At 43.5% G+C, this 20,551-nt stretch carries 16 protein-coding genes; 6 read left to right on the forward strand and 10 right to left on the reverse strand.

Annotated features, from left to right (window positions below; genetic code table 11):
- Window positions 1–3: 3 nt before the first annotated feature.
- The 4 genes from H6571_24470 to H6571_24485 all read right to left on the reverse strand — a co-directional run bounded on the left by H6571_24470 (window position 4) and on the right by H6571_24485 (window position 4,898).
- Window positions 4–723: a serine/threonine protein phosphatase gene (locus H6571_24470; protein ID MCB9326906.1), complete on the reverse strand. Its 720-nt coding sequence runs from the start codon at window positions 721–723 to the stop codon at window positions 4–6.
- Between the two features lie 236 nt (window positions 724–959).
- A complete protein-coding gene (locus tag H6571_24475; GenBank protein ID MCB9326907.1) occupies window positions 960–2,582 on the reverse strand; it encodes a DUF1501 domain-containing protein in 1,623 nt (540 codons plus the stop codon).
- Window positions 2,583–2,613: 31 nt separating this feature from the next.
- On the reverse strand, window positions 2,614–4,071 hold the full coding sequence (locus H6571_24480) for a DUF1800 domain-containing protein (GenBank protein ID MCB9326908.1): 1,458 nt from the start codon (window positions 4,069–4,071) through the stop codon (window positions 2,614–2,616).
- 86 nt (window positions 4,072–4,157) lie between these two features.
- Window positions 4,158–4,898, reverse strand: a complete 741-nt coding sequence (locus H6571_24485) for a PAS domain-containing protein (protein ID MCB9326909.1) — start codon at window positions 4,896–4,898, stop codon at window positions 4,158–4,160.
- Window positions 4,899–5,075: 177 nt separating this feature from the next.
- Between H6571_24485 and H6571_24490 the strand changes: the two genes are divergently transcribed.
- Window positions 5,076–6,686 carry a T9SS type A sorting domain-containing protein gene (locus tag H6571_24490; protein MCB9326910.1) on the forward strand — a complete coding sequence of 537 codons (1,611 nt, stop codon included), beginning with the start codon at window positions 5,076–5,078 and terminating at the stop codon, window positions 6,684–6,686.
- A gap of 4 nt (window positions 6,687–6,690) precedes the next feature.
- Here H6571_24490 and H6571_24495 read toward each other — a convergent pair whose 3' ends face one another.
- The 4 genes from H6571_24495 to H6571_24510 form a co-directional block, all read right to left on the reverse strand.
- Window positions 6,691–7,923 carry a DUF3999 family protein gene (locus H6571_24495; GenBank protein ID MCB9326911.1) on the reverse strand — a complete coding sequence of 411 codons (1,233 nt, stop codon included), beginning with the start codon at window positions 7,921–7,923 and terminating at the stop codon, window positions 6,691–6,693.
- A complete protein-coding gene (locus H6571_24500; GenBank protein ID MCB9326912.1) occupies window positions 7,907–10,264 on the reverse strand; it encodes a DUF2339 domain-containing protein in 2,358 nt (785 codons plus the stop codon). Before H6571_24500 ends, H6571_24495 begins: the two co-directional genes overlap by 17 nt.
- 77 nt (window positions 10,265–10,341) lie before the next feature.
- Window positions 10,342–10,920 (reverse strand): PhnA domain-containing protein, encoded by a 579-nt coding sequence (locus tag H6571_24505; protein MCB9326913.1) that lies wholly within the window; start codon window positions 10,918–10,920, stop codon window positions 10,342–10,344.
- 205 nt (window positions 10,921–11,125) lie between these two features.
- Window positions 11,126–11,665 carry a hypothetical protein gene (locus H6571_24510; protein ID MCB9326914.1) on the reverse strand — a complete coding sequence of 180 codons (540 nt, stop codon included), beginning with the start codon at window positions 11,663–11,665 and terminating at the stop codon, window positions 11,126–11,128.
- Between the two features lie 571 nt (window positions 11,666–12,236).
- Between H6571_24510 and H6571_24515 the strand changes: the two genes are divergently transcribed.
- Window positions 12,237–13,868 carry a T9SS type A sorting domain-containing protein gene (locus H6571_24515; protein ID MCB9326915.1) on the forward strand — a complete coding sequence of 544 codons (1,632 nt, stop codon included), beginning with the start codon at window positions 12,237–12,239 and terminating at the stop codon, window positions 13,866–13,868.
- Window positions 13,869–13,907: 39 nt separating this feature from the next.
- On the opposite strand, the gene H6571_24520 is transcribed toward H6571_24515, so the two are convergent.
- Together H6571_24520 and mscL are read right to left on the reverse strand one after the other, a co-directional pair.
- Window positions 13,908–14,594, reverse strand: a complete 687-nt coding sequence (locus H6571_24520; protein MCB9326916.1) for an acylhydrolase — start codon at window positions 14,592–14,594, stop codon at window positions 13,908–13,910.
- Between the two features lie 159 nt (window positions 14,595–14,753).
- On the reverse strand, window positions 14,754–15,182 hold the full coding sequence (gene mscL, locus H6571_24525) for a large conductance mechanosensitive channel protein MscL (GenBank protein MCB9326917.1): 429 nt from the start codon (window positions 15,180–15,182) through the stop codon (window positions 14,754–14,756).
- A gap of 205 nt (window positions 15,183–15,387) precedes the next feature.
- Here mscL and H6571_24530 point away from each other — a divergent pair, with 205 nt between their 5' ends.
- The 4 genes from H6571_24530 (at window position 15,388) to H6571_24545 (ending at window position 20,334) form a co-directional block, all read left to right on the forward strand.
- A complete protein-coding gene (locus H6571_24530) occupies window positions 15,388–16,557 on the forward strand; it encodes a thioredoxin family protein (protein ID MCB9326918.1) in 1,170 nt (389 codons plus the stop codon).
- A 224-nt stretch (window positions 16,558–16,781) separates the two neighbouring features.
- A complete protein-coding gene (locus tag H6571_24535) occupies window positions 16,782–17,930 on the forward strand; it encodes a thioredoxin family protein (GenBank protein MCB9326919.1) in 1,149 nt (382 codons plus the stop codon).
- 94 nt (window positions 17,931–18,024) lie between these two features.
- Window positions 18,025–19,059: a thiamine-phosphate kinase gene (gene thiL / locus H6571_24540; protein ID MCB9326920.1), complete on the forward strand. Its 1,035-nt coding sequence runs from the start codon at window positions 18,025–18,027 to the stop codon at window positions 19,057–19,059.
- 246 nt (window positions 19,060–19,305) lie between these two features.
- Window positions 19,306–20,334, forward strand: coding sequence for a M28 family peptidase (locus H6571_24545; GenBank protein MCB9326921.1), 1,029 nt, complete (start codon window positions 19,306–19,308; stop codon window positions 20,332–20,334).
- Window positions 20,335–20,551 lie beyond the last annotated feature (217 nt).

Consider the following 20,551-nt stretch of genomic DNA (forward strand, 5'->3'; position numbering starts at 1 on the left):
CCTCTAATCATCAAAATATCCAGGTGGGAATGGCCTATCCATATTTTCCTGGAAATGAAGCCGGCGGTTTGTCATATCAAACGCACAAAGCTGGCCTTTTCCCTCCCCTCTGAAAAAACAACCGTTATCGATATTCAGCACCGGGAAATGGTATAATGCATCCAGGCGATCCTCAATAACGGGCCGGTCCAACGGGGTATGGCCGTGAACGACCACACGGTCCCCCAACCATTCGGGGTCAAGGCTGTCGTACCAATACCGGAGCCACATCATATCAATAAGATTTTCCAGCGGATTTTTAACAGAAAAATCCAGCCCGGCATGTACGAGCAAAAAACCTTCCGTTTGCAGGAAATACGGTAACTCCTCGATCCATTTTACATATTCCAAAGGAATTTCACTGACGTCCTTAGCCTCAAAACTTCGGAGCATGGCCGCATCACTGAAATAGACGCTTTTTTGACCTGCTTCCAGATCATCCAGGATCATTTGCTCATGATTGCCCCTCAGGCAATGGATATCATACCCCTCCTGTTTCATGCTCCTAACCAGGTCAATGACTCCCTTACTGTCCGGACCGCGATCGACCATATCGCCCAACACGAACAGTTGGTCCGTGGAAGAATAAGCCAATTTGTCCAGCATGACCTCCAGTGTCTTCAGACAGCCATGAACATCGGAGATGGCCAGTTGACGGCCTGCAGGTTGTTTGATAACGTCCATTCATTTAAGTTTGTCTACACTTTACTACAACCTGTTTTTTAAAAAAAAAGTTCTCTGAAGACCGGAATTCAACTAACACCAAACAGGGAAATATCGGGTACCTCCCGGTAGTTAATAATAACAGAAAATGACTCTATGGAAAGTTTTTTCGAGATCAAAATGTTAAAAGACGAAAAAACAGGGGACAAAAATGTCACCTTTCCAGGTTCCGTGGCTTTTATTAATGGGGGAATATATTAAAACCCAGCCTTCATTTTCTGGCTAAACACCTGCCGCCCGGCCCGAACACTCACGACGTAAATCCCGGCAGCTATTCTCGCCTGGCGGGATTCGAAAACATGTTGATGGTTACCAAAAGTCTGGAATCCTTCAAACAATTTTTTCACGGGGCGTCCCAGTACATCAAAAACCTGTACGGTAACCGGCATGGATTCAGGAAGATCATACGAGATGATGACCTGGCCCTGGTCGTAAGCAAGTTTCAGTCCGATATTTTTTAGGCCGGGATCATAGGTCGAAACAGCTGAACATTCCAATCCGAGCTCCTGGCGTGCAAAATCCTGTCCCAATACATCATTCACCACATCAGGATCGAGGCAAAGCCATTGTTCGAGTACCGTAGCATATACCGACCGGAAATCTACATCGTAATTCAAATTCCCCACGGGATCGGGATTTTCCAGGTCAGGATCGGCCCCGAGGATACCGTTGCCGTTCAAACCTTCCCCGAAAAGCATCATGGGTGCGGCCGCTCCATGGTCCGTTCCCTCGGAAGCGTTTTCCTCTATCCGGCGACCAAATTCGGAGAAGGTCATGCCCAGCACACGTTTGGCATCATCGGTGGATTCCAGGTCCTGAAAAAAGGTATTCACCGCCTCCGAAACATTGTTCAACAGGTTGGCGTGGTCTTCGATCTGGTTGGCGTGGGTATCAAAACCATCCAGGTTGACCATATACAATTGAGTGCCCAGTCCTCCTTTGATGAGCCGGGCCACCAGGGCCAGCTGGTCGCCGAGGGAAGTGGTATATTCCACTGAATTGGTGGCATTGTTGTACGCCTCAGCCACAGACTCTGCGTAATTGAACACACTGTTAGCCACCGTTCTCAGGTAAGTCAACTGTTCGCCGTAATAACATTCCGGCACATCCAGCGGATCGTAGAGCTGGCCGGTCTGGGCAATCTCGTACAATTGGTCAGGGTTGCTCACGATCAGGCCCATATTGGTCAGATCACTGTTGTTGAAAAGGATATTTCCGGCTCCTCCGATCTGGATGGCAGGGGGTGTCGTAGGAGGATCGGTCACGTAATCAGGAAACTGGGTTTCCAGGAATCTTCCCATCCATCCGCTCGTATCGTAAACATCGGCATCGCTACCGGAAGACCAGATATCCGTAGACCGAAAATGCGACAAATTTTGATCTTCATAACCGACACTGTTCACGACTTTCATTTTACCATCCTGCCACAGGTTACTGAGAGCGTTCATCTGTGGGTGCATCCCGAATTTATCATCCAGGGTGATGACTTCATTTTGAGGGATGGCCAACTGTGGGCGATAAGACTGGTAAGTACCATAGTTAAAAACAGGGATAATGGTATTCAAGCCGTCATTTCCACCCTTGAGGCGGATGAGGACGAGAATGCGGTCGCCTTCGTTGTTGAGCAATGCTCTCCCCAGAGGTGATTCGGCCAGGGCTGTAACAGGCATCCTGCCCAACATCATAGACATACTGCCCGCAATACCGACATTACGGAGAAAACTCCTCCGGCTCCAGGTGTTGTGATCTTGTGCGTGAGCTTTTCCGTGCTCAAGGGCGCTGCCAAAGCGCAATTTATTTTTATGAGAATTGGATTTCATTTTTCGATTTTTACGCCATTAAAAAGAAAGATTAATGCAATTGATATTCGGGTAAACGGGACAGGTGCTGCAACAACAAAGCTACCTGGGCAGGTGCGGTTTCCCAGTTGAGATTCCACAGGCCCAGGTCATAATAATTCTGGGGCACTTCCCATTTGAAGACCTCCGTTGCCACGGCATAAGCATCGGGCGTATTGAGGCCGTTGGGCACCAGGTGGTCAATAATCTTTTGGGTGACCAAAGCAGGGTCGGTAGCATTGCCGGCAAGGGAAAAGGCAAAATCCACAAGGGTTTGTGGCAATTCGTTGAATAAGGTTCCCAAAACAATATCGGCAGATTGCCACCTGCCGGTGAGTGTCGTTCCGTTGACCCAGGTGCGGTTGCCGGGCCATCCTGCCACATCTACCGGATTGAACAATTCCTGCCCAAGACCGTAAATTAGGTAGGCTGAAATTTCCATCAATCCTTCATTGGTCTCAAAATTGCAGGGTTTGAACAATCCAACCACAAAATCGGCAGGGTTTTTCACCAGCGTGCCAATGACGTATTCATCAAAAAAATGTTCGCTTTTGAACAGTTGGCGAAAGACGGGTGCCAGCTCCCAATCGTTGTCACGGAAAGTGGCCGCCAGTTCGTTGACAATCTCTTCACTTCCATCAGGATGGACGAAATTTCGGTAAAATTTATCGCAGATGTAGGTCGAAATTTCCACTGCACGTTGTTCGAACAAAATATTGACTACATCATCGTATCCCCAATTGCCAGTCTGCCCGAAAATGGTTTTGGCATTGGAATCATGAAGCAGCGGTAAAAATTCAATATCGGCGCAATACTCAAAATATCCATTCCAGCCAGTAAGAGCCCTGGCGGTTTCTTCAATATCGGCCTGGGTGTAATTATTGTCCTGGCCGAGGGTGAACAATTCGTACAACTCCCTGGCATAATTTTCGTTGGGGCTGACCAGTGAATTCTCCACTCCATTGAGGAATACGAGCATAGCAGGCGTTTTTCCCATTTCACTCACAAAAGTTTTAAAGTTGCCCAGGGCATATTGCTGCAGCAATCGATGATACCTGAACATATGCGAGGGGCAGATATACGATTCTGCACGGGTCACGAAATGGTTATGCCAGAAAAGGGCCAGTTTTTCCCGAAAACCTTTATCGTGCATATCCTGTACCCATGCCAGAATCCATTCGATAAATTGTTGTGATTGTTGTTCAAAAAAGGCCTCCTCTGTTCCTCCGTAATCAGCAAAACTCCAGTTGGACCACTCGGGTTCGTTTGTAAAAGGCATATTGATCGCTTCGTCGATGAGGGCATCAACGAGGCCTGCCGGAGATTGCCCAAGTGCCGCTTCGATCTGTACACGGTTACCTCCAAAGCCCAGTCGATGGTAAAGGTGTCTGGCCCGGGCTTCATTCCATGGCTGACTGCCAGAAGGAATGTATTCGTCTATGGTGCCGGTTGCACAGTTGATTACTACCATAAGTCAGGATTTTATGATGAAAATAATGTTGTATTAATGTTTATACACTGAAGGAGAGAAATACCCTTAGTGAAAAAAGCATTTTTTTACAACAACGAATGCAGTAACGCAAAATTTACCAGTTCAGAGGTGTTTTTAACACCCGTTTTTTCGAGTAGTCTTTTTCTGTAGGTTACAACGGTATGGAAACTGATTTCCAGCTTTTCCGAAATAGCTTTGCTGGAAAGTCCGGATGCCAACAACCCCAGTACTTCTTTTTCACGTGGAGTAATTTTTAGCACATTCCCCTCTACCAGTACTTTGTCAACACTAATTTCCGTCAACACGTTATCTCTTCTATCCAGAATAAAAGTTTTTGGAATTTGGGGCCTGTTGAGGTGAGATATATCTGTATAAATATTGGCAAAAATGTAAGGTTTCCCCTCCACGTCAAATCCAATGGCAAAAGACTGGTGCTGCACATTGAGTACCGTCCCATCCTTTTTTACTCCGCGATAATAATGAATAGCTGTTTGAAAAATCCGATCTTCCACCGACAAGGAATAAAGATACTTAATGCCCTTTTCATTATAGGTCATCACAATCGGAAAATCTTCAGGGTGGGTAAACCTGACCATCAACTCCGGTCCCATCTCAAAGGCTTCCTTACGAGAATAACCTGTAAGGAGCTCACAATCCTTGCTAAGAAAAATAGTTTTCCAGCTTTGAACATTACCGATCAAAACGAAATATTGGCCAACACTCAGAATGCCTTTGGTGAGTGGGTGGGATTCTATTTTTTTCAATAATTCGCTATGGTCTTCTTTTCTGACCTTGTAATGCCGCATCCCTATGGTTTTGGCTAAATCTATATAATTATAGCCTCGATGTTTGTTCATGCCTTTAAATATAAGGGATACTGACCAATCTTGTCCCCTTTTTTAGGGATTTTTTGTTTACTACACATACAATATATTTGTTTGTTAATAATGAACATCCAATTTTTCATCCCTAATTTTTGTAAAATGAACCGTATCTTACCCTTCTATGTTTTTGTTATTTTTTTGATCATCTCCACTCAAAATCTACTGGATGCCCAACAATGGAATCTGGTACAAAATATTTCAACATCAGACCTCGAAGCCCAGGACAACCTCGGCTTTTCCGTAGCCATTGACGAAGATTATTTCATAACAGGAGCCTGGTGGGAAGACTACCAATTGACATCTAACTTGAGTACTGCTGGCGCTGCTTATCTTTTTAAACGCAACACTTCCAATACCTGGGATGAGGTCGAAAAATTGTACGCTGGCTTCCCCGAAGCTTTAGGGTACTTTGGCTGTTCCGTTGCAATCGATGGTAATCAATTCGCAGTAGGTGCTTATAATGAAGATGACATCCCTTCCGGGAGTGGCAACGCAGGAGCTGTTTACGTTTACGAAATACTTCCCAACGGCACCGTTCAGCCAACAGCTCACCTCGTCGCTTCGGACCCGGGTAATGGTGATTTATTCGGCAATAATATAGCGATGTCTGGAGGGTGTATTTTAATCGGGGCACACAACCAGGATGAAGACATTACGGATTCTAATACTATGAATGAGGCAGGAGCAGCCTACGTTTTTGAAAAACAAAATGACGGATCGTGGATTGAAGTGCAAAAATTAGTGGCATCCGACCGAGCCAGCGGTGACAATTTCGGAAAATTTCTTGACATTCGTGGTGACAAGTTGATCATAGGCGCTCCCAATAAAACTGATGAGTCCAATTTTTATTTTAATGCCGGAGCAGCTTATATTTTTGAAAAAGATCCCTCTTCTGGACAATGGATCGAAGTCCAAAAATTATTGGCATCAGACCGGTCTAATTTTGACAATTTCGGTTCAGATGTTGCCATTCAAAACGATTGGGGCCTGGTAGGTGCGCGATCAAAAGCTGATTTATCCGTTGGGGGCAACGCAGGAGCCGCCTATTTTTTCAACCGTGACAACGATGGCGATTGGCAGGAAGTACAAAAGGTCCTTGCAAACGATTTTGACCAAAATGATTTTTTTGGTACTTCAGTGGACGTGGATGGTTCGATTGTTGCCATTGGTGCTGAAACCGAAAGAGAAGACCCCGATGGAAATAACACGGTGGTCGGTGCTGGCTCCGTTTATATTTTTGAAAAACAATCAAATGATCATTGGACACAGGTTCAAAAAGTGGTAGGCGAAAACAGGGAAGTGAATGATTTATTTGGCTCGGTGGTAGCAGTAAGGGATTTTCAAATTGCTGTCGGTGCATGGAGTGCAGATGTGCCTACTGGGAGTGGTTTCTTATTAGATGCCGGGGCCGCTTACATTTTCGAAAGAGATGAACCACTGGATTTAAAAAATAATACCCTCCGACAATTAGATGTTTCTTTAAGTCCAAATCCGTCCTCAGGAAGGTTGCGCCTGGAAAGTAAAACACCCCTCCATGAAGCTTCCGAGGTTTTTATATTTAACCTTCTGGGAGATGAATTGTTTCATGATCAATTATGGCTAAATGAAACCAATGATATAGATTTAAGCCATTTACCTTCAGGAATATATACCATTTATTTAAAAATGGAAAACCAATCACTTAAGGTTTTTAAATGGGTAAAAACCTAAACGCCTAGTTGCCCTTTAACATCCTAACCGTAAACCACCCCAGGACCAATATAATAAGCACCATGATGCCCCACAACCAGTTCTTATTTCCAAACAATGGTTTCCGCGGCGGGGTGGTTTCTTTTTTGATGACCTGCTCGTCCCCTAATTCGAGGAGCGTCAGATTTTCAGGGATATTGTCCGCAAACATCCCGATATCATAATGCGGTTGGCGGGCGGTGGCATTCCCGTAGAACAGAAAATAATCAGCAGGATCGGTAAACCGGCCAACCAACTCATGTAAATACCCTTTAACGGTAACTGTATTGATTGTCAATGATTTATTATCATAATTATCGATCAGGATCTTCAATTTCTTAACCCGGGTACTGGGCATTGTAAATACATTGGATTCCAAAGAACTCAGGGTTCCAGTGGCCATAGTCCTGTAATCGTAATGCCATCCCTGCTCCGTTTGTGTACTGTCCGATAAATACTTCATGGTGATGGGGCGGTAATAATCGAAGGTATCCTTTATTGCTATTTTGAGATAACTCACCGGAACGGGCCAGTCCATATCCAGATCAATAACCGTCTGCCGGGCTTTTTTATCCTCTTCAACCAAAACACTTTTGACCGGGTAATCCTTGTAGCCGATCTCCGAATCTTTTTTTAACGCCAAAGAAACGGATGTAAGGTCCGGTTTTGCTGCACTTTTTATCAATAGCCGCAGGTAAGGATACCTGGCATCCGGAAAATCCACTTTCGTAAATTGATAATCGGTCAGCGCATTTTTAATGGAAAGTATCCGGTAATCTTTCCTGAGGGTAAACCACTCAAGTTGATCCTGACTGCCCTCAAGCGTCAGTTTCCAGTCGAAATTTTGCTGTTTGAATGCCAATTCGACCTGATTCACCGCCTCTTTTGAAGGAACCTCAAGGGTAAAATAATACCCTTTTTCATTGCTTGAGGTATTGATTATTTTACATTGGACGGGGTCCGTAGATTTATTTTCGGAACCAATTTGCCACAAATAAGGTACTTCAAGGGTGTCATGGTTTGAAGTCACTCCAAATATTCTGATGTCCTGCATTTCAGCTGAAATTTTACCGAAAATATCGTCAGGAAGAACGACCCGGTGCCACTGGTCTGACACTCCCCGTAATGGCCGAACATAATCATATTGCGCCATTTGTCCATGAACCGCAATGCCCGTAAAAAGCAACAAGAGAAGTATGCTATTAATTTTCAGCTTCATCAAAAATATGGTGTTTGTATTTATTATAAAGGAACGAGATGATGAGGAGAAGTACTCCGAGTGAAACAAATACTATGGTTTTGGCGATGGTATCCAGGTCCGCCACATCGTAAAAGAATAGTTTCAGAAGGGTTACAGCAAACAATACAATTGCTCCTACCCGAAGGTGCGTTTTCCTTTTCCAGATCCCCAGTACGATCAACAATAAGGCGTAAATGCCCCAAAGAATGCTCAGCCCCAGTTTGTAGGACTGCTCCGATGCTGCCATATCCATCCAGCTGATCAATTCGCTGCTGGCGATCCATAATACGGACAGGTGGAATACAATTTCAAAAAGGATACGGAAGTCGGCCTTCATAAAATCGGCGCGAATATATTTAAAAGAAGCCCAAAGCATGACTGCCATAAAAGCGAAAGAAATATACCGGATCAGGATATTGAAGATTCCCCGGTCGTAATATTGGGCCAAATGCTGATCCAGGTAACTTTCCCTCAACTCACTCAATCCATAAAGTCCAATCGTCAAAAAAGCACCCATAGCGATGAGGTTCAAGCCCAGGTTGATAAATCCCAACGATCTGTTTTTCCACCTTTTTATGTTCAAAAACGACAAAAGCGCAAGAAACAACAGGGAGTAGTTAATGATCCAAATATTTCTGAATAAGGGCAGGTCTTCATTTCTGTAGTAATCCTGGTAGTCCTGTCCGTCCGGGTAAACTGTAATATTTGAATGGCCGTACAACTGATCAAAATAGGCGGCTATCTCCAGTCTTCCTGAAGTGTAGATGGTAAAAAGCAGGATGGCCGGAAGACCAAAAGAAAGCAGAGTCAACAACCCGTTTTTATTAGTAAGTGGCGAAGGATATTTTTCATTACGGTTCAGCAAAGTGATAAAACCGAAAGCGGCAATAAACAATAAAGAACTCAGGAAATTGATATTAAAAACCGGGCGTAGCGTTTCATTGGTTACCTCATATTGATACCCATTGTAAAGCTCGTTCCAGTCCATAAGTATACTGATAAAGGCAAGCAACATCAGGACATAACTCATTTTTTCATAAACGGGAATGTTTTTTGTCCGCCCGATCCAGAACAACAAGGCCGCTTCAGCTGCCCATAAAAGGGTAACCCAGTGTCCGTCCAACTGAACGGGAATGGCTATGGTCAGGAAAGTCAAAACCAGTATTGATATCAGATAAAACAGTTTCCGGCTGCCCAAATTCTTTCGGTAAACGATAATGCTCACGATAAAATGTACTACTGCATTACCAACCGTAAACAAGCCCAACAATTGCGATCCCGTCTCGTGGTCCTCTAAAATGAAATACCCGATACTGTAAAAAATAAATGAATTGGTCAACAACAACAGCACATCCAAAATGGAAAATTCCTCCCGTTGAATCAATTTATAAGCCAGGAAAGTCAGATAGAAAATAGCAAAAAAGAGACATAGGAAGATAGAAGCCAGCTCAAAATGTTCCGAAGTCTGATAATCGATGAGGTACCAACTGGAATAAATAAGCCAGGTCAGCAGGAAGGCTGCATAATAAAGCGGCTTCCAGTATTTACGAAATGCAATGACGAGAATACCTGTGTTGATGATGGCCACATAACTGAAGAGTACTGCCACTTGCCCGGAATTTTCACTTAAAAAGAAAGGAACAGCATAAGCTCCGACGAGGGCAATATGGGCAATGATCTGTTTGTCATAACTCAAGGCTGCCACTACCGTAAAGACGGTAAATATCACCATTAAGCCAAAGGCAACCATCTGGGGAAAAAGGCCGTAAAAGCTATAGGCGAAATAGGTGATAAAATACATGATGGCCATGGCTCCGCTGACCAGTACCGCACTGTAATTGGCATAATTTTTCTTTAACCTTATGCCGACGACCAATAGCGCCAGGCCTGCCAGGTAACCCAAAATGATTCTTGTGAGGGGAGTGATCAGGTCGTGTTCAATGGTATATTTAGCCCCGATGGCCACCCCGATGATGGTCACCAGTATCCCGATCTTATTGATCAGGTTTTCCCCGATGAATTTTTCGAGATCGAATTCCTCCTCCATGTATTTTCGGAGATTGGAAAATAAGGGCGTTCCGGAACTAGATGCTGATTGCGGTTGAGGTAAAAGAGCCTTTTCCTCGGCAATTTTAATTCCCGGGGTTTCTACAGAACTGTCCTCTATTTCTTTTTCAGGTTGAAGATCGGCTTCTTTATTTTTTAATCGAAAGATCTCTGTTTTTAACTCTAAAATTTCCCGCGAGAAGGCATTTTGCCTTTTGATGAGCCCTTCGAGCTTCTCAAGCAGTTGATTTATGTTATCCGGATTGTCAGCCATGGCACAATTTTGCCCTAATTTACATCAATTGTGGCAAAGAGGCTATAACCCATGCTGAAATTTCTATCCGGCGATATCTAAGCTTTCTTGACAAACTTCGTCAAAATCACGATACGCTGATCATTTACTTTGCCTTCAATGTGCTCGGGATTATCTTCGACCAACGATATCCTGCGTACGGCAGTTCCGCGTTTGGCTATGAAATTGGCCCCTTTCACATTTAAATCCTTAATGAGTACGACCGTATCTCCCGCCTCCAGAATATTACCGTTGCTGTCGATGTGTTTTGTCGCCCCATCCTCTACCGCACCTTCCCCGGTAGCTTTAGCCCAGGCCAGCGTTTCGTCATCCAGGAAAAGCATCTCCAGCAATTCTCCAGGCCAGCCTTCAGCCCGCAGGCGATTCAACATTCTCCAAACCACTACCTGTACCGCAGGGGTCGGGTTCCACATACTATCATTCAGACAACGCCAGTGATTGGCATCCATTTTATCTTTGTCCCCGATTTGTTCCAGGCAGGTTTCGCAAACCAAAATACTTTGGTCGGCACTCCCGTCGGAAGAGGGAGAAACTTCATAAACTGCTAAACCACTGGTAGCGGCGCACAATTCACATTTGGATTCGCTCCGAGCCGCTAATTCATTTTCTATACTCATCTTTAATTTTTGCGCAAAAATATAAAAAAAGACGACAATTATCAGGTTGTGGGCAATTAGCCGCGAGAGTTGGGAGGGATATATCTGCCCCCTTAATGTTACATTTGCAATTTAGCAGCGCAAATGCTAACGGTAATTAATGAAACTGAATTGGCTCCATTGACCATACCCGGGAAACGCGGAGCCGTTTCCAATGATAAAGGATTTAGCCTCTGTTTTTCCGGGCAAGGATCTCGCTGACAAAAATTAAGTCTCTTTTTATTAATGCAGCAATTTGTTCTGGTTCCATACCATTCTCATCCAAGGAAAAAATGATTTCGGTAAAAGCTTCAATTTTACCTTTTTCCATTCCTTTTTCCATTCCTTTTTCCATTCCTTTTTCCATTCCTTTTTCAATCCCTTTTTCAATCCCCTTTTCAATTCCCTTTTCCATTCCTTTTTCAATCCCTTCCTCGATTCCAATTTCCAAACCTTCTTTAATTCCTTCCTTCATTCCTTCCTCTCTTGCTTGTCTTTTGAGCTCCTGCTCAATTGCTTCCATAATTCCCATAGGTTCCGATTTTTTGATCAATGGTTGAATTTTGTTTTCAAAAATAAGCTTTTCTTCGACTTTGTCCAAATCAATATAATAACTGATAAAATTGAATAATCGTTCAATTTTCCATTTGGGAAAACCTTTTTCAAAAAGTTTTTTTACAATTTTAAGCTTCAATTCAAGCCTATTTACCTTTTTGCCTTTCTGCAAGGCGATCCAGACAGTTTCCAGTATGATAGAAAAAGGATTTTGAGGACTCTTGGAGAAATCTTCAGGATTTTGGTCAAGCACCTTGAACGTTCGAAATTCATAAAGAATTCGTGTATCCCAAAATTCATTTTCGAAATGCTTTGGATGAAAGGAGGGCCTGTCATCCGTGTAAATAGCAATGGCAGCGACAGGTTTACCGTATTTATCTAAAATACGGTAATAATAAATAAACATTCGATCTGGAAATACATGATCTACATAACCCTGAACTTCAATGTGGCATAACACCCATTTCTCCAAACCACTCTTTAAATAAAATTTCACCAGTTTATCGGCAAACTTGTGTTGGGTATAAGAATCAGGAGAAAGTTGTTCCAACTCTTTATCCAGAAATTCATAATTTCGGTCAAAGTCAACTTCATCGACAAATTCCGAAAAAAAATAACGCAGAAAATCTTCAAAAAAATCTTCAATAGCGCCTTTCCATAAAACATCTTTGCTTATCATTTAGTAAATTGAGGCTGAATGGTAAAAACCAAATATACTAAATATTGTTTTAAAATAAAAATTAATGACACAAAAAATTATATCCATATTTCTATGGGTCGCTTTTTTATCCACTACTTCGTTTTCCCAGGACTGGAAAAACTACCCTTACCATGAAGATGAAACAGTCATTACCTTTCCTGAAGATGAAGGCTGGCACGAGGGAGAAGCCATTGAATGGTGGTACACCACAGCCCATCTCACAGGTGAAGAAACCGGAAATGAATACACGGTGATGCTCACCTATTTTTATTATGATTCTTTGATCTTTGATGGTTTTCGACTCTTGAATATTGCGAATGAAACCACCGGTGCTTTTTATTCTGACATGAAGGTCTGTACCTACCCGACCCTTGCCACAGATCATCTGGAGATCCAAGCCAGTTTGTTCCCGGGTGGAGGCAATGAAAGTTGGGTTACTGCCAAAGATGAAAACGGAGATCTGCTCCCCTTTGAATACAATATTTCGGCCGCCTCAAATGCGGGGGCTATCCAGTTAAATTACAATACCGTAAAACGCCCGTTGATCGTAGGAGAAACAGGTCTTTTCAACCAGGGGATTGTAAATTACACCTACTACTATTCGCTCACCGGTATAGAAGCCTCCGGAACATTAACCCTCGGAAACATTACTGAAGCCGTCACCGGAACGGCTTGGATAGATCGTCAATATGGCAGTTTCAATCCCCTGACCGGCGAAAAATACGAATGGTTCAGCCTGCAACTTTCCAATGGTATGGACATCAACCTTTGGAATATTTTTACCGTGGATAATGAAATTCCGCCGGTCCAGGAATACCAAATGTTTTCTGCTTACGTAAACGAAGATTCAACCTTTACCACTTCGGATTTTCACCTAAAGCGGCTGGGCTATTTCATTACTCCTGATCAGCAGAGAAGTTACGCCAAAAAGTGGCAACTGACATCGGAAATCCACGATATTGACCTGGTCATCACCTCTATCAATACCAATAGCGAACTGGTCCAGCCTTTTTACTTTTTTGAAGGTGGCACTTCCATAGAAGGTACCGTAGATGGAATGGAAGTCACTGGCGTTGGATTTGCTGAACTATTACACATGTATAACCATCCCGAAATTCAAATCATAACCCCTTCCGATGAATGGTCAGCGGATCAGCCCATAAGCTGGGAGTTGACCAACCCGGACGAGGGATGCCCTGTGAGTTATACTGTTGAAGTGAGTTATGACGACAAGGTTTCTTATAACACAATTGCCCAAAATTTAACCGACGCCTCCTTTCTTTGGGATCCTTCCGGCTTTCCGCAGGAAGCACTGTATTGGTTTCGCATTACTGCCTACTCCATAGATTCTACCTTGATAGGCGTAACGGAAACATCAACGTCTTTTCCTTTGACAACAGGTACTGGCGAAACCACCAAGGATGTTTTCGTAAAAATTTACCCCAATCCGACGAATGAGGTTATCGTATTGGAGTGGGCCTCCGAAGCTATAGGTAATTTCGACATACAATTGTTTAACACAATGGGGCAAACGGTAAAATCCACCTCTGTCAAAAAGAACCTGTCCCACTATGAAATGAAGATAAAGGACCTGGAACCGGGATTATTTTTCATAAAAATTTCATCTAAAAACATGGACCTGACGAAACCGGTTGTCATTCTAAACCATCAATAAAAGCACCCAAAAGCATTAATCCACGTTGTGGACTACGGTTTATTTTATTAAACAATCTTTTATCGCTTTTTCCAGGAGAGGCTCCATCACAGCATACCCGGCAGCATTGGGATGTACACCATCGCTTCCCAATGCTGCTTTCAAACCATTGGATTCGTCTGCCATTGCCGAGAAAAAATCGACATAAATTAAATTTTGTTTGTCAGCATAAGCTTTCAGTATAGCATTGAGTTTTACGACTTTTTCGGCAGGTTCCAATCCTGGTCTCCAGGGAAAATCAAAAGCAGGGAGTACTGAACATAACACCACCTTGATATTATTGGCTTTTGCCAGTTCCACCATTGAAAAAATATTATCCGTTATCATTTCAATAGTGGAAGGGCCTGTATTACCCGCTATATCGTTAATCCCTGCCAGGATAACTACTACAGTTGGGTTCAAATCAATAACATCCTGTCTAAACCGCAATAACATTTGCGGGGTTGTTTGTCCGCTGATGCCTCTGTTTACATAGGGTTTCCCGGCGAAAAATTCAGGTCGGATATTCGACCAACCTTCCGTAATGGAGTTGCCCATGAATACGATACGATTTGCTCCGGGCACAAGCGTTTTCAATTCAGCATTCTCTTTTTGAAACCGTTTTAGATTCGCCCAATCCTGTGCCTGGCAAAATCCAAAAAGGGAAAAGCTAAATAACATAATGAAAGCCCATTTTAAAATTTTCATAGAAAGTTATTTTACAATGAAGGTAGTGAAGTTGTTCAGAATTTCCTGCTAAAATAACTATAGTAAAAAAACGGGCTACTCATCCAATGATGAATAACCCGTAATTTATTTTTCAAAAATGCGCATAGATTTACCTTTCGGAAAATCCGGCTAAAATGCTTATTTCTTCGCCAGCAGGTCTCTGATTTCGCCCAACAGATCTTCAGTTGAAGGTCCGGCAGGAGGAGAAGGAGCGGCGGCAGCTTCTTTTTTCTTCATACTGTTGATTCCTTTGACAAGCATAAACATGACGAAGGCAACGATAATAAAATCGATGGTAGCGGTGAGGAATTCTCCGTATTTCACGGCAATTTCTTCCACAGCAGCGGTTACCACAGTACCGTTTGCATCCACTTGTTCGGCGGCCCCTTCCTTCAGCACCCATTTAAGACTGTTGAAATCACTGTTGAATATCATCCCAATCAGCGGTGATACAATACCCGCTGTAAATTTAGTTACAACAGTATTGAAAGCGGCACCCATTACAAAAGCTACTGCAATGTCTACCAAATTGCCTTTCATGGCAAAGTCTTTAAATTCTTTAAACATTTACTTTTAATTTGTTGGTTAATGATGATTCTTTCGACCTTTAAAGTTAGAGAAAGTAACGGAAAAATCAAAATATCACATTATTGAGTGTATTTTTGTCGAAATTTTCTGACACAGAGCCTTTTAGATTTTTAAACCGGAAAGAAAAACAGGCGTTATACACTATACAAACCTGTTTTGCGGTTATTAAGCCAAAATTATATTTATGGATAAGATATTTTCATTACTCCTGCTCACTTTTTGTTCCACAACTATCTTCGCCCAGGGGATAGAATTTTTACATGGTACCTGGGACGAAGCCATTGAAATGGCCCAAAAAGAAGACAAAATCATCTTCGTCGATGCTTATGCCACCTGGTGCGGACCTTGCAAACGTATGTCTGAAAATGTTTTCACCCAGGCCGAAGTCGGAAGTTTTTACAACAGTAATTTTATCAATCTCAAACTGGACATGGAAAAGGGAGAAGGCCTGAAATTCGGTAAAAAATACCCGGTAAGTGCCTATCCTACACTTTATTACATCGCCCCTGATGGAAGGGTAGTCCAAAATATACGTGGTGCTCAGGATGTCGAGCGTTTTATCGCCCTGGGCAAAAAAGCATTGGAACTCAATGACAACAGTGATCAATTTGCCGAAGAATACGAAAAAGGCAACCGGGATCCTAAGCTTGTACTCAAATACATTACTGCCTTGAATAAATCAGGACAATCAAGTCTTAAGGTAGCCAATGAATACCTTCGTGATCAGAAAGACTTTTCTTCCGAAGAAAACCTGATGATCCTTATGGAAAGTACTACCCAGGCAGACTCTTACATTTTCGATCTGTTCATTCAGAACAGAAACAAAATCGAAGCCTTAACGTCTGTGGGAGCGGTGCAAAATACGATCGTTAAAGCCTGTCAAACCACTGTAGAGAAAGCTTTGGAATTTAAATCGCCCGACTTAAAGGAAGAAGCCTATGATAAAATAAAAAAACATTACCCCGAAGGCGCCGACCAGTTCATCCTTACCAACGAGATGAAATACAGCCTGATCACCAAAGACGCAAAGGGCTATTTGAAAGCCGCCAAAAAATACGCTAAAAATGAAATTGACAAAAATCCGGAAGCCTTGAGTAAGCTGGCTATTGTCATCGTCCAAAATTTCAAGGATGACAAAAAAGCCATGGATTTTGCCGAAGATTGCGCCAGAGAAGCTGCCGAAATCAGCGGCGATTATGATTATGACCTGACCTATGCGGGTTTACTGTTTGAAAATGGGAAGAAGGAAGAAGCTATAAAGGTTGCCGAAAAAGCCCTCGTAAAGGCTGAAGCGGTAGGCATGAAAGCCAAGGCAAGAGTTGAAATGTTCCTAAAGAAACTCAAAGGAGCCTAAAGAATAGTCAAAATAAAATGCTAAAGTAAATCCTTGAACCCTTGGAGCCCTCCCGACCTGCGGCACAGGATTTCGCTGCCCTCAATTTGAACCCTTGGAACCCTTGGAATCTCTGGAACCATTTGAACAAAAACATTCACTTTTTCAACAATAACATTCACCGGGCAGAGTACCTGATTTTGACCAAAACAACCGTCCTCCGTCCAAAAGTCAACCTTAAAAATATGAAATTTATTCCATTCACTTTCCTGATCGTACTGATTTCGGCAACCCAATCTTTAGGTCAGATAAAGTTCCAGCATGGAGACTGGGACGAGTTACTCGAAAAAGCGAAATCACAAGACAAAGTTATTTTTGTAGATGCTTACGCCGATTGGTGCGGCCCATGTAAAATGATGGACAGAGACGTCTTTTCTGACGAAAGTGTCGGCGATTTTTTCAACAATACCTTCCTCAATGTAAAAATGGACATGGAAAAAGGGGAAGGTCCCGGCCTGGCACAACTTTACAACGTCAGAGCCTACCCTTCTTTTTTATTCATCGACGGTGACGGCAATCTCGTCCACCGCGGCATCGGCTACCAGCCAACAGAAACCTTTTTGGCTCTGGGAGCCGCAGCCATGGATACCGAGAATAGTATTGGAAGCCAGGAAAGAAAGTTCAAAAGAGGAGAACGCGATCCCGAGTTCCTTTACAATTTTGCAAAAGCAAAGATAGACCTGATGGACGGGAGCCATACCAAAATTGTGGAGGCCTATCTCGACACCCAGGAAGACTGGACGACCGAGAAGTCCATGGAACTCATTTTTTATGCAGTCGATGACGTTGACTCTAAAATGTTCGAATTTTTCAAAGACAATAAAACGTCGTTTGAAAATATGTTTGGCGTCGATTATATGGAACAAAAGGTACAGGATATTGCCGTCAAAAATGCCTACGTCGGCGAAGCTTCCCCTAACTTTGAACAGGTGGAAAATATTATCCAGCAGTTCTACCCGGAGTTGGCCCAGAAAACTTCAGCACAGATGAAGATCAATTATTACAATACTGCCGGGGATGCTCCCCACTTCGCACAGTCGGTCGTTGATTATTTCAAAAAATACCCCTCCGATGATTACCAGGAACTCAACAGTTACGCCTGGGCGTTTTATTTATCGGTGGATGATAAAAAAATGCTCAAGGAAGCGGTGAAATGGGCTCAAAAATCCGTCGAATTAAGTGCAGAATACTTCAACCTCGACACCCTGGCCGCCCTTTATGCCAAGCTGGGTAAAAAGGGGAAAGCCAAAAAATACGGCAACAAAGCTATCGCCATGGCCAAAGAAACTGGCGAAGATTATTCTGAAACACAAAAATTATTGGATTCATTATAACATATTGCTCGTTACTGGTTACTGATTTGAGTAGACTCAAGTCAACCAGTAACCAGTAACGAGCAACCAGTAACGAATAACAAGCAACAAGCGTATGTCAGATAATAAACGAACGGACGTAAACGAACTGGGTGAATTCGGATTGATCGACCACCTTACGGAAAAGACCATAGTCAAGAACAGCTCTACCCGCAAAGGGGTTGGCGATGATGCCGCAGTGATCGATAATGGCCAATTCCTGACCGTCGTCTCAACGGATGCCCTGGTGGAAGGCATTCATTTCGACCTCATGTACATGCCCCTGAAACACCTTGGGTATAAATCTGTTGTCGTCAACCTTTCCGATATCTACGCCATGAATGCACAGCCTAAACAAGTGCTGGTATCCATTGCCATGTCCAACCGGTTTTCTGTCGAAGCCCTTGAAGAACTTTACGATGGCATACACACCGCCTGTAAACATTATGGTGTGGACCTTATTGGTGGAGACACGACCTCAGCCCCCAAGGGACTTTTTATCAGCGTCACAGCCATAGGCCAGGGCGAAAAAGAAAAGCTCGTTTACCGCAACGGTGCCAAAGTGGGCGATATCATTTGCATTACGGGTAACCTCGGAGCCGCCTACCTCGGATTGCAATTGCTGGAACGAGAAAAACAAATCTACTTATCCAACCCGGGAATACAGCCCGATCTTATGGGAAAAGATTACCTGGTAGGACGGCAGTTGAGACCCGAGGCTCGGAGAGATATGATCGAAGAATTCAATAAAGTTCAACTGGTTCCTACCTCCATGATCGACATTTCCGACGGGCTGGCCTCTGAATTGTTCCACATTTGCAAACAATCCGGAGTAGGAGCCTTTATCGAAGAAAGCGGCGTGCCCATTCATCCCGACGCAGAAATTACGGCCATAGATTTTAATATGGATCCGATTACCTGTGCACTAAGCGGAGGAGAGGACTACGAATTGTTGTTCACCATCGACCCGTCAGACCTGGATAAAGTGAAGTTCATGCCCGACATTTATATTGCCGGAGAGATCACTCCTGCCGCTGACGGTGTAAAACTTCATTCCAAGGGTGGTAACATCCATGAAATAAAAGCCCAGGGCTGGAAACATTTTGGGTAAGGGTTTTAGATTGAAGGAAATTGAGACAGATTGAGAGAGATTGAACCCTTGAAAACACCTGAAACATCCCCGACCTGCGGTGCGGGATTTCGCTTCGCTCAACTTGAACCTTTTGAACTTTTAAACCCTCCCAAAAAATAACTCCCATTTCTCCGCATACTTTGGATCTCCTTTACGACCTTTGCGGTTAAATAAAAATATTACCCATTTTTCACCCCCAACCCTTTAACAAAAAATTTATTTAGCATGTACTCCAAACGCAATTTCCCTGGTGTTACCGTTCTTTTGATGGCCTTCTTATTAACTCTGGTCATGGGCTGTAAAAACGATAAATCTGAAGATAAGCCGGACACGCCGACTGTAGAAAAGCCACCCGTAAAAGTCCCTCCTTTCAATCGGGATTCGGCTTATACCTTCGTGCAGCGACAGGTAGATTTCGGCCCACGCGTCATGGGCAGTAAAGGGCATGAAGACTGCAAAAACTGGATCATTGGAAAGATGCGGTCTTACGGTATGGAGATCACCGAGCAAAACTTCGAAGCAGCTGTATATACAGGAGATAAATTCCCCGCTACCAACATCATCGCCAAATACAAACCCGACAACACCAACCGCATTGTGCTCGCTGCCCACTGGGATACCCGACACATTGCAGATTCAGACCTGAGCACGAGGGATCAGGACAAACCTATCCTCGGTGCCGATGACGGGGGAAGCGGTGTAGGCGTTCTGATAGAACTGGCCCGCCAGTTCAGCATTGACGGCCCCGATATGGGCGTGGATTTCGTCTTTTTAGATGCCGAAGATTACGGTGATAGCACTGATCCGGAGCCCACAGAAGAAGCTGAAATCGAAAAGAGACAAAACTCCTGGGCCATTGGCGCCCAATATTACGCCCACAATTTCAGCGGCATCAGGCCAAAATATGGCATCTTACTTGACATGGTCGGCTCCGCCGGCGCAACTTTCCACAAAGAAGATGTATCCATGCACTTCGCCCCCGGGCTGGTCAATGGAATATGGTCCACCGCCATAAAAATGGGCTACGGCACCTATTTTATCAACAAACAGGAGGGTTTTGCCTTTGACGATCACTATTTCATCAACACCATCGCGAATATCCCCATGGTGGACATCATCAACATGAAGGACAAAAAATTCGGTGCCCACTGGCACACTCATGATGACAATATGAAAGTCATTGACCGAAATACACTCCGTGCCGTAGGACAGGTATTGCTGGCGGTAGTTTATCGGGATGAGTTGAGTATTTGATTTTCGCCGGGAGTGAAGAGGAAAGTATTGGAATGATTTAAAAAAAATGCCCGTTGGAAGTCGTCAATAGGCCGTCGCATTTCTTTGATGACCTTATGGTTGTGATAAATTTGACTTCTATAAGATGCTCTTGGAATAGGTTTGTTGCGTGAAACCAGCCAAAAAAGCCTTGATTCTCCGCTTCAATTGCTCAACCAGGACCATCTTAAAATCCACT

Source organism: Lewinellaceae bacterium (assembly GCA_020636105.1).
GTDB lineage: Bacteria > Bacteroidota > Bacteroidia > Chitinophagales > Saprospiraceae > BCD1.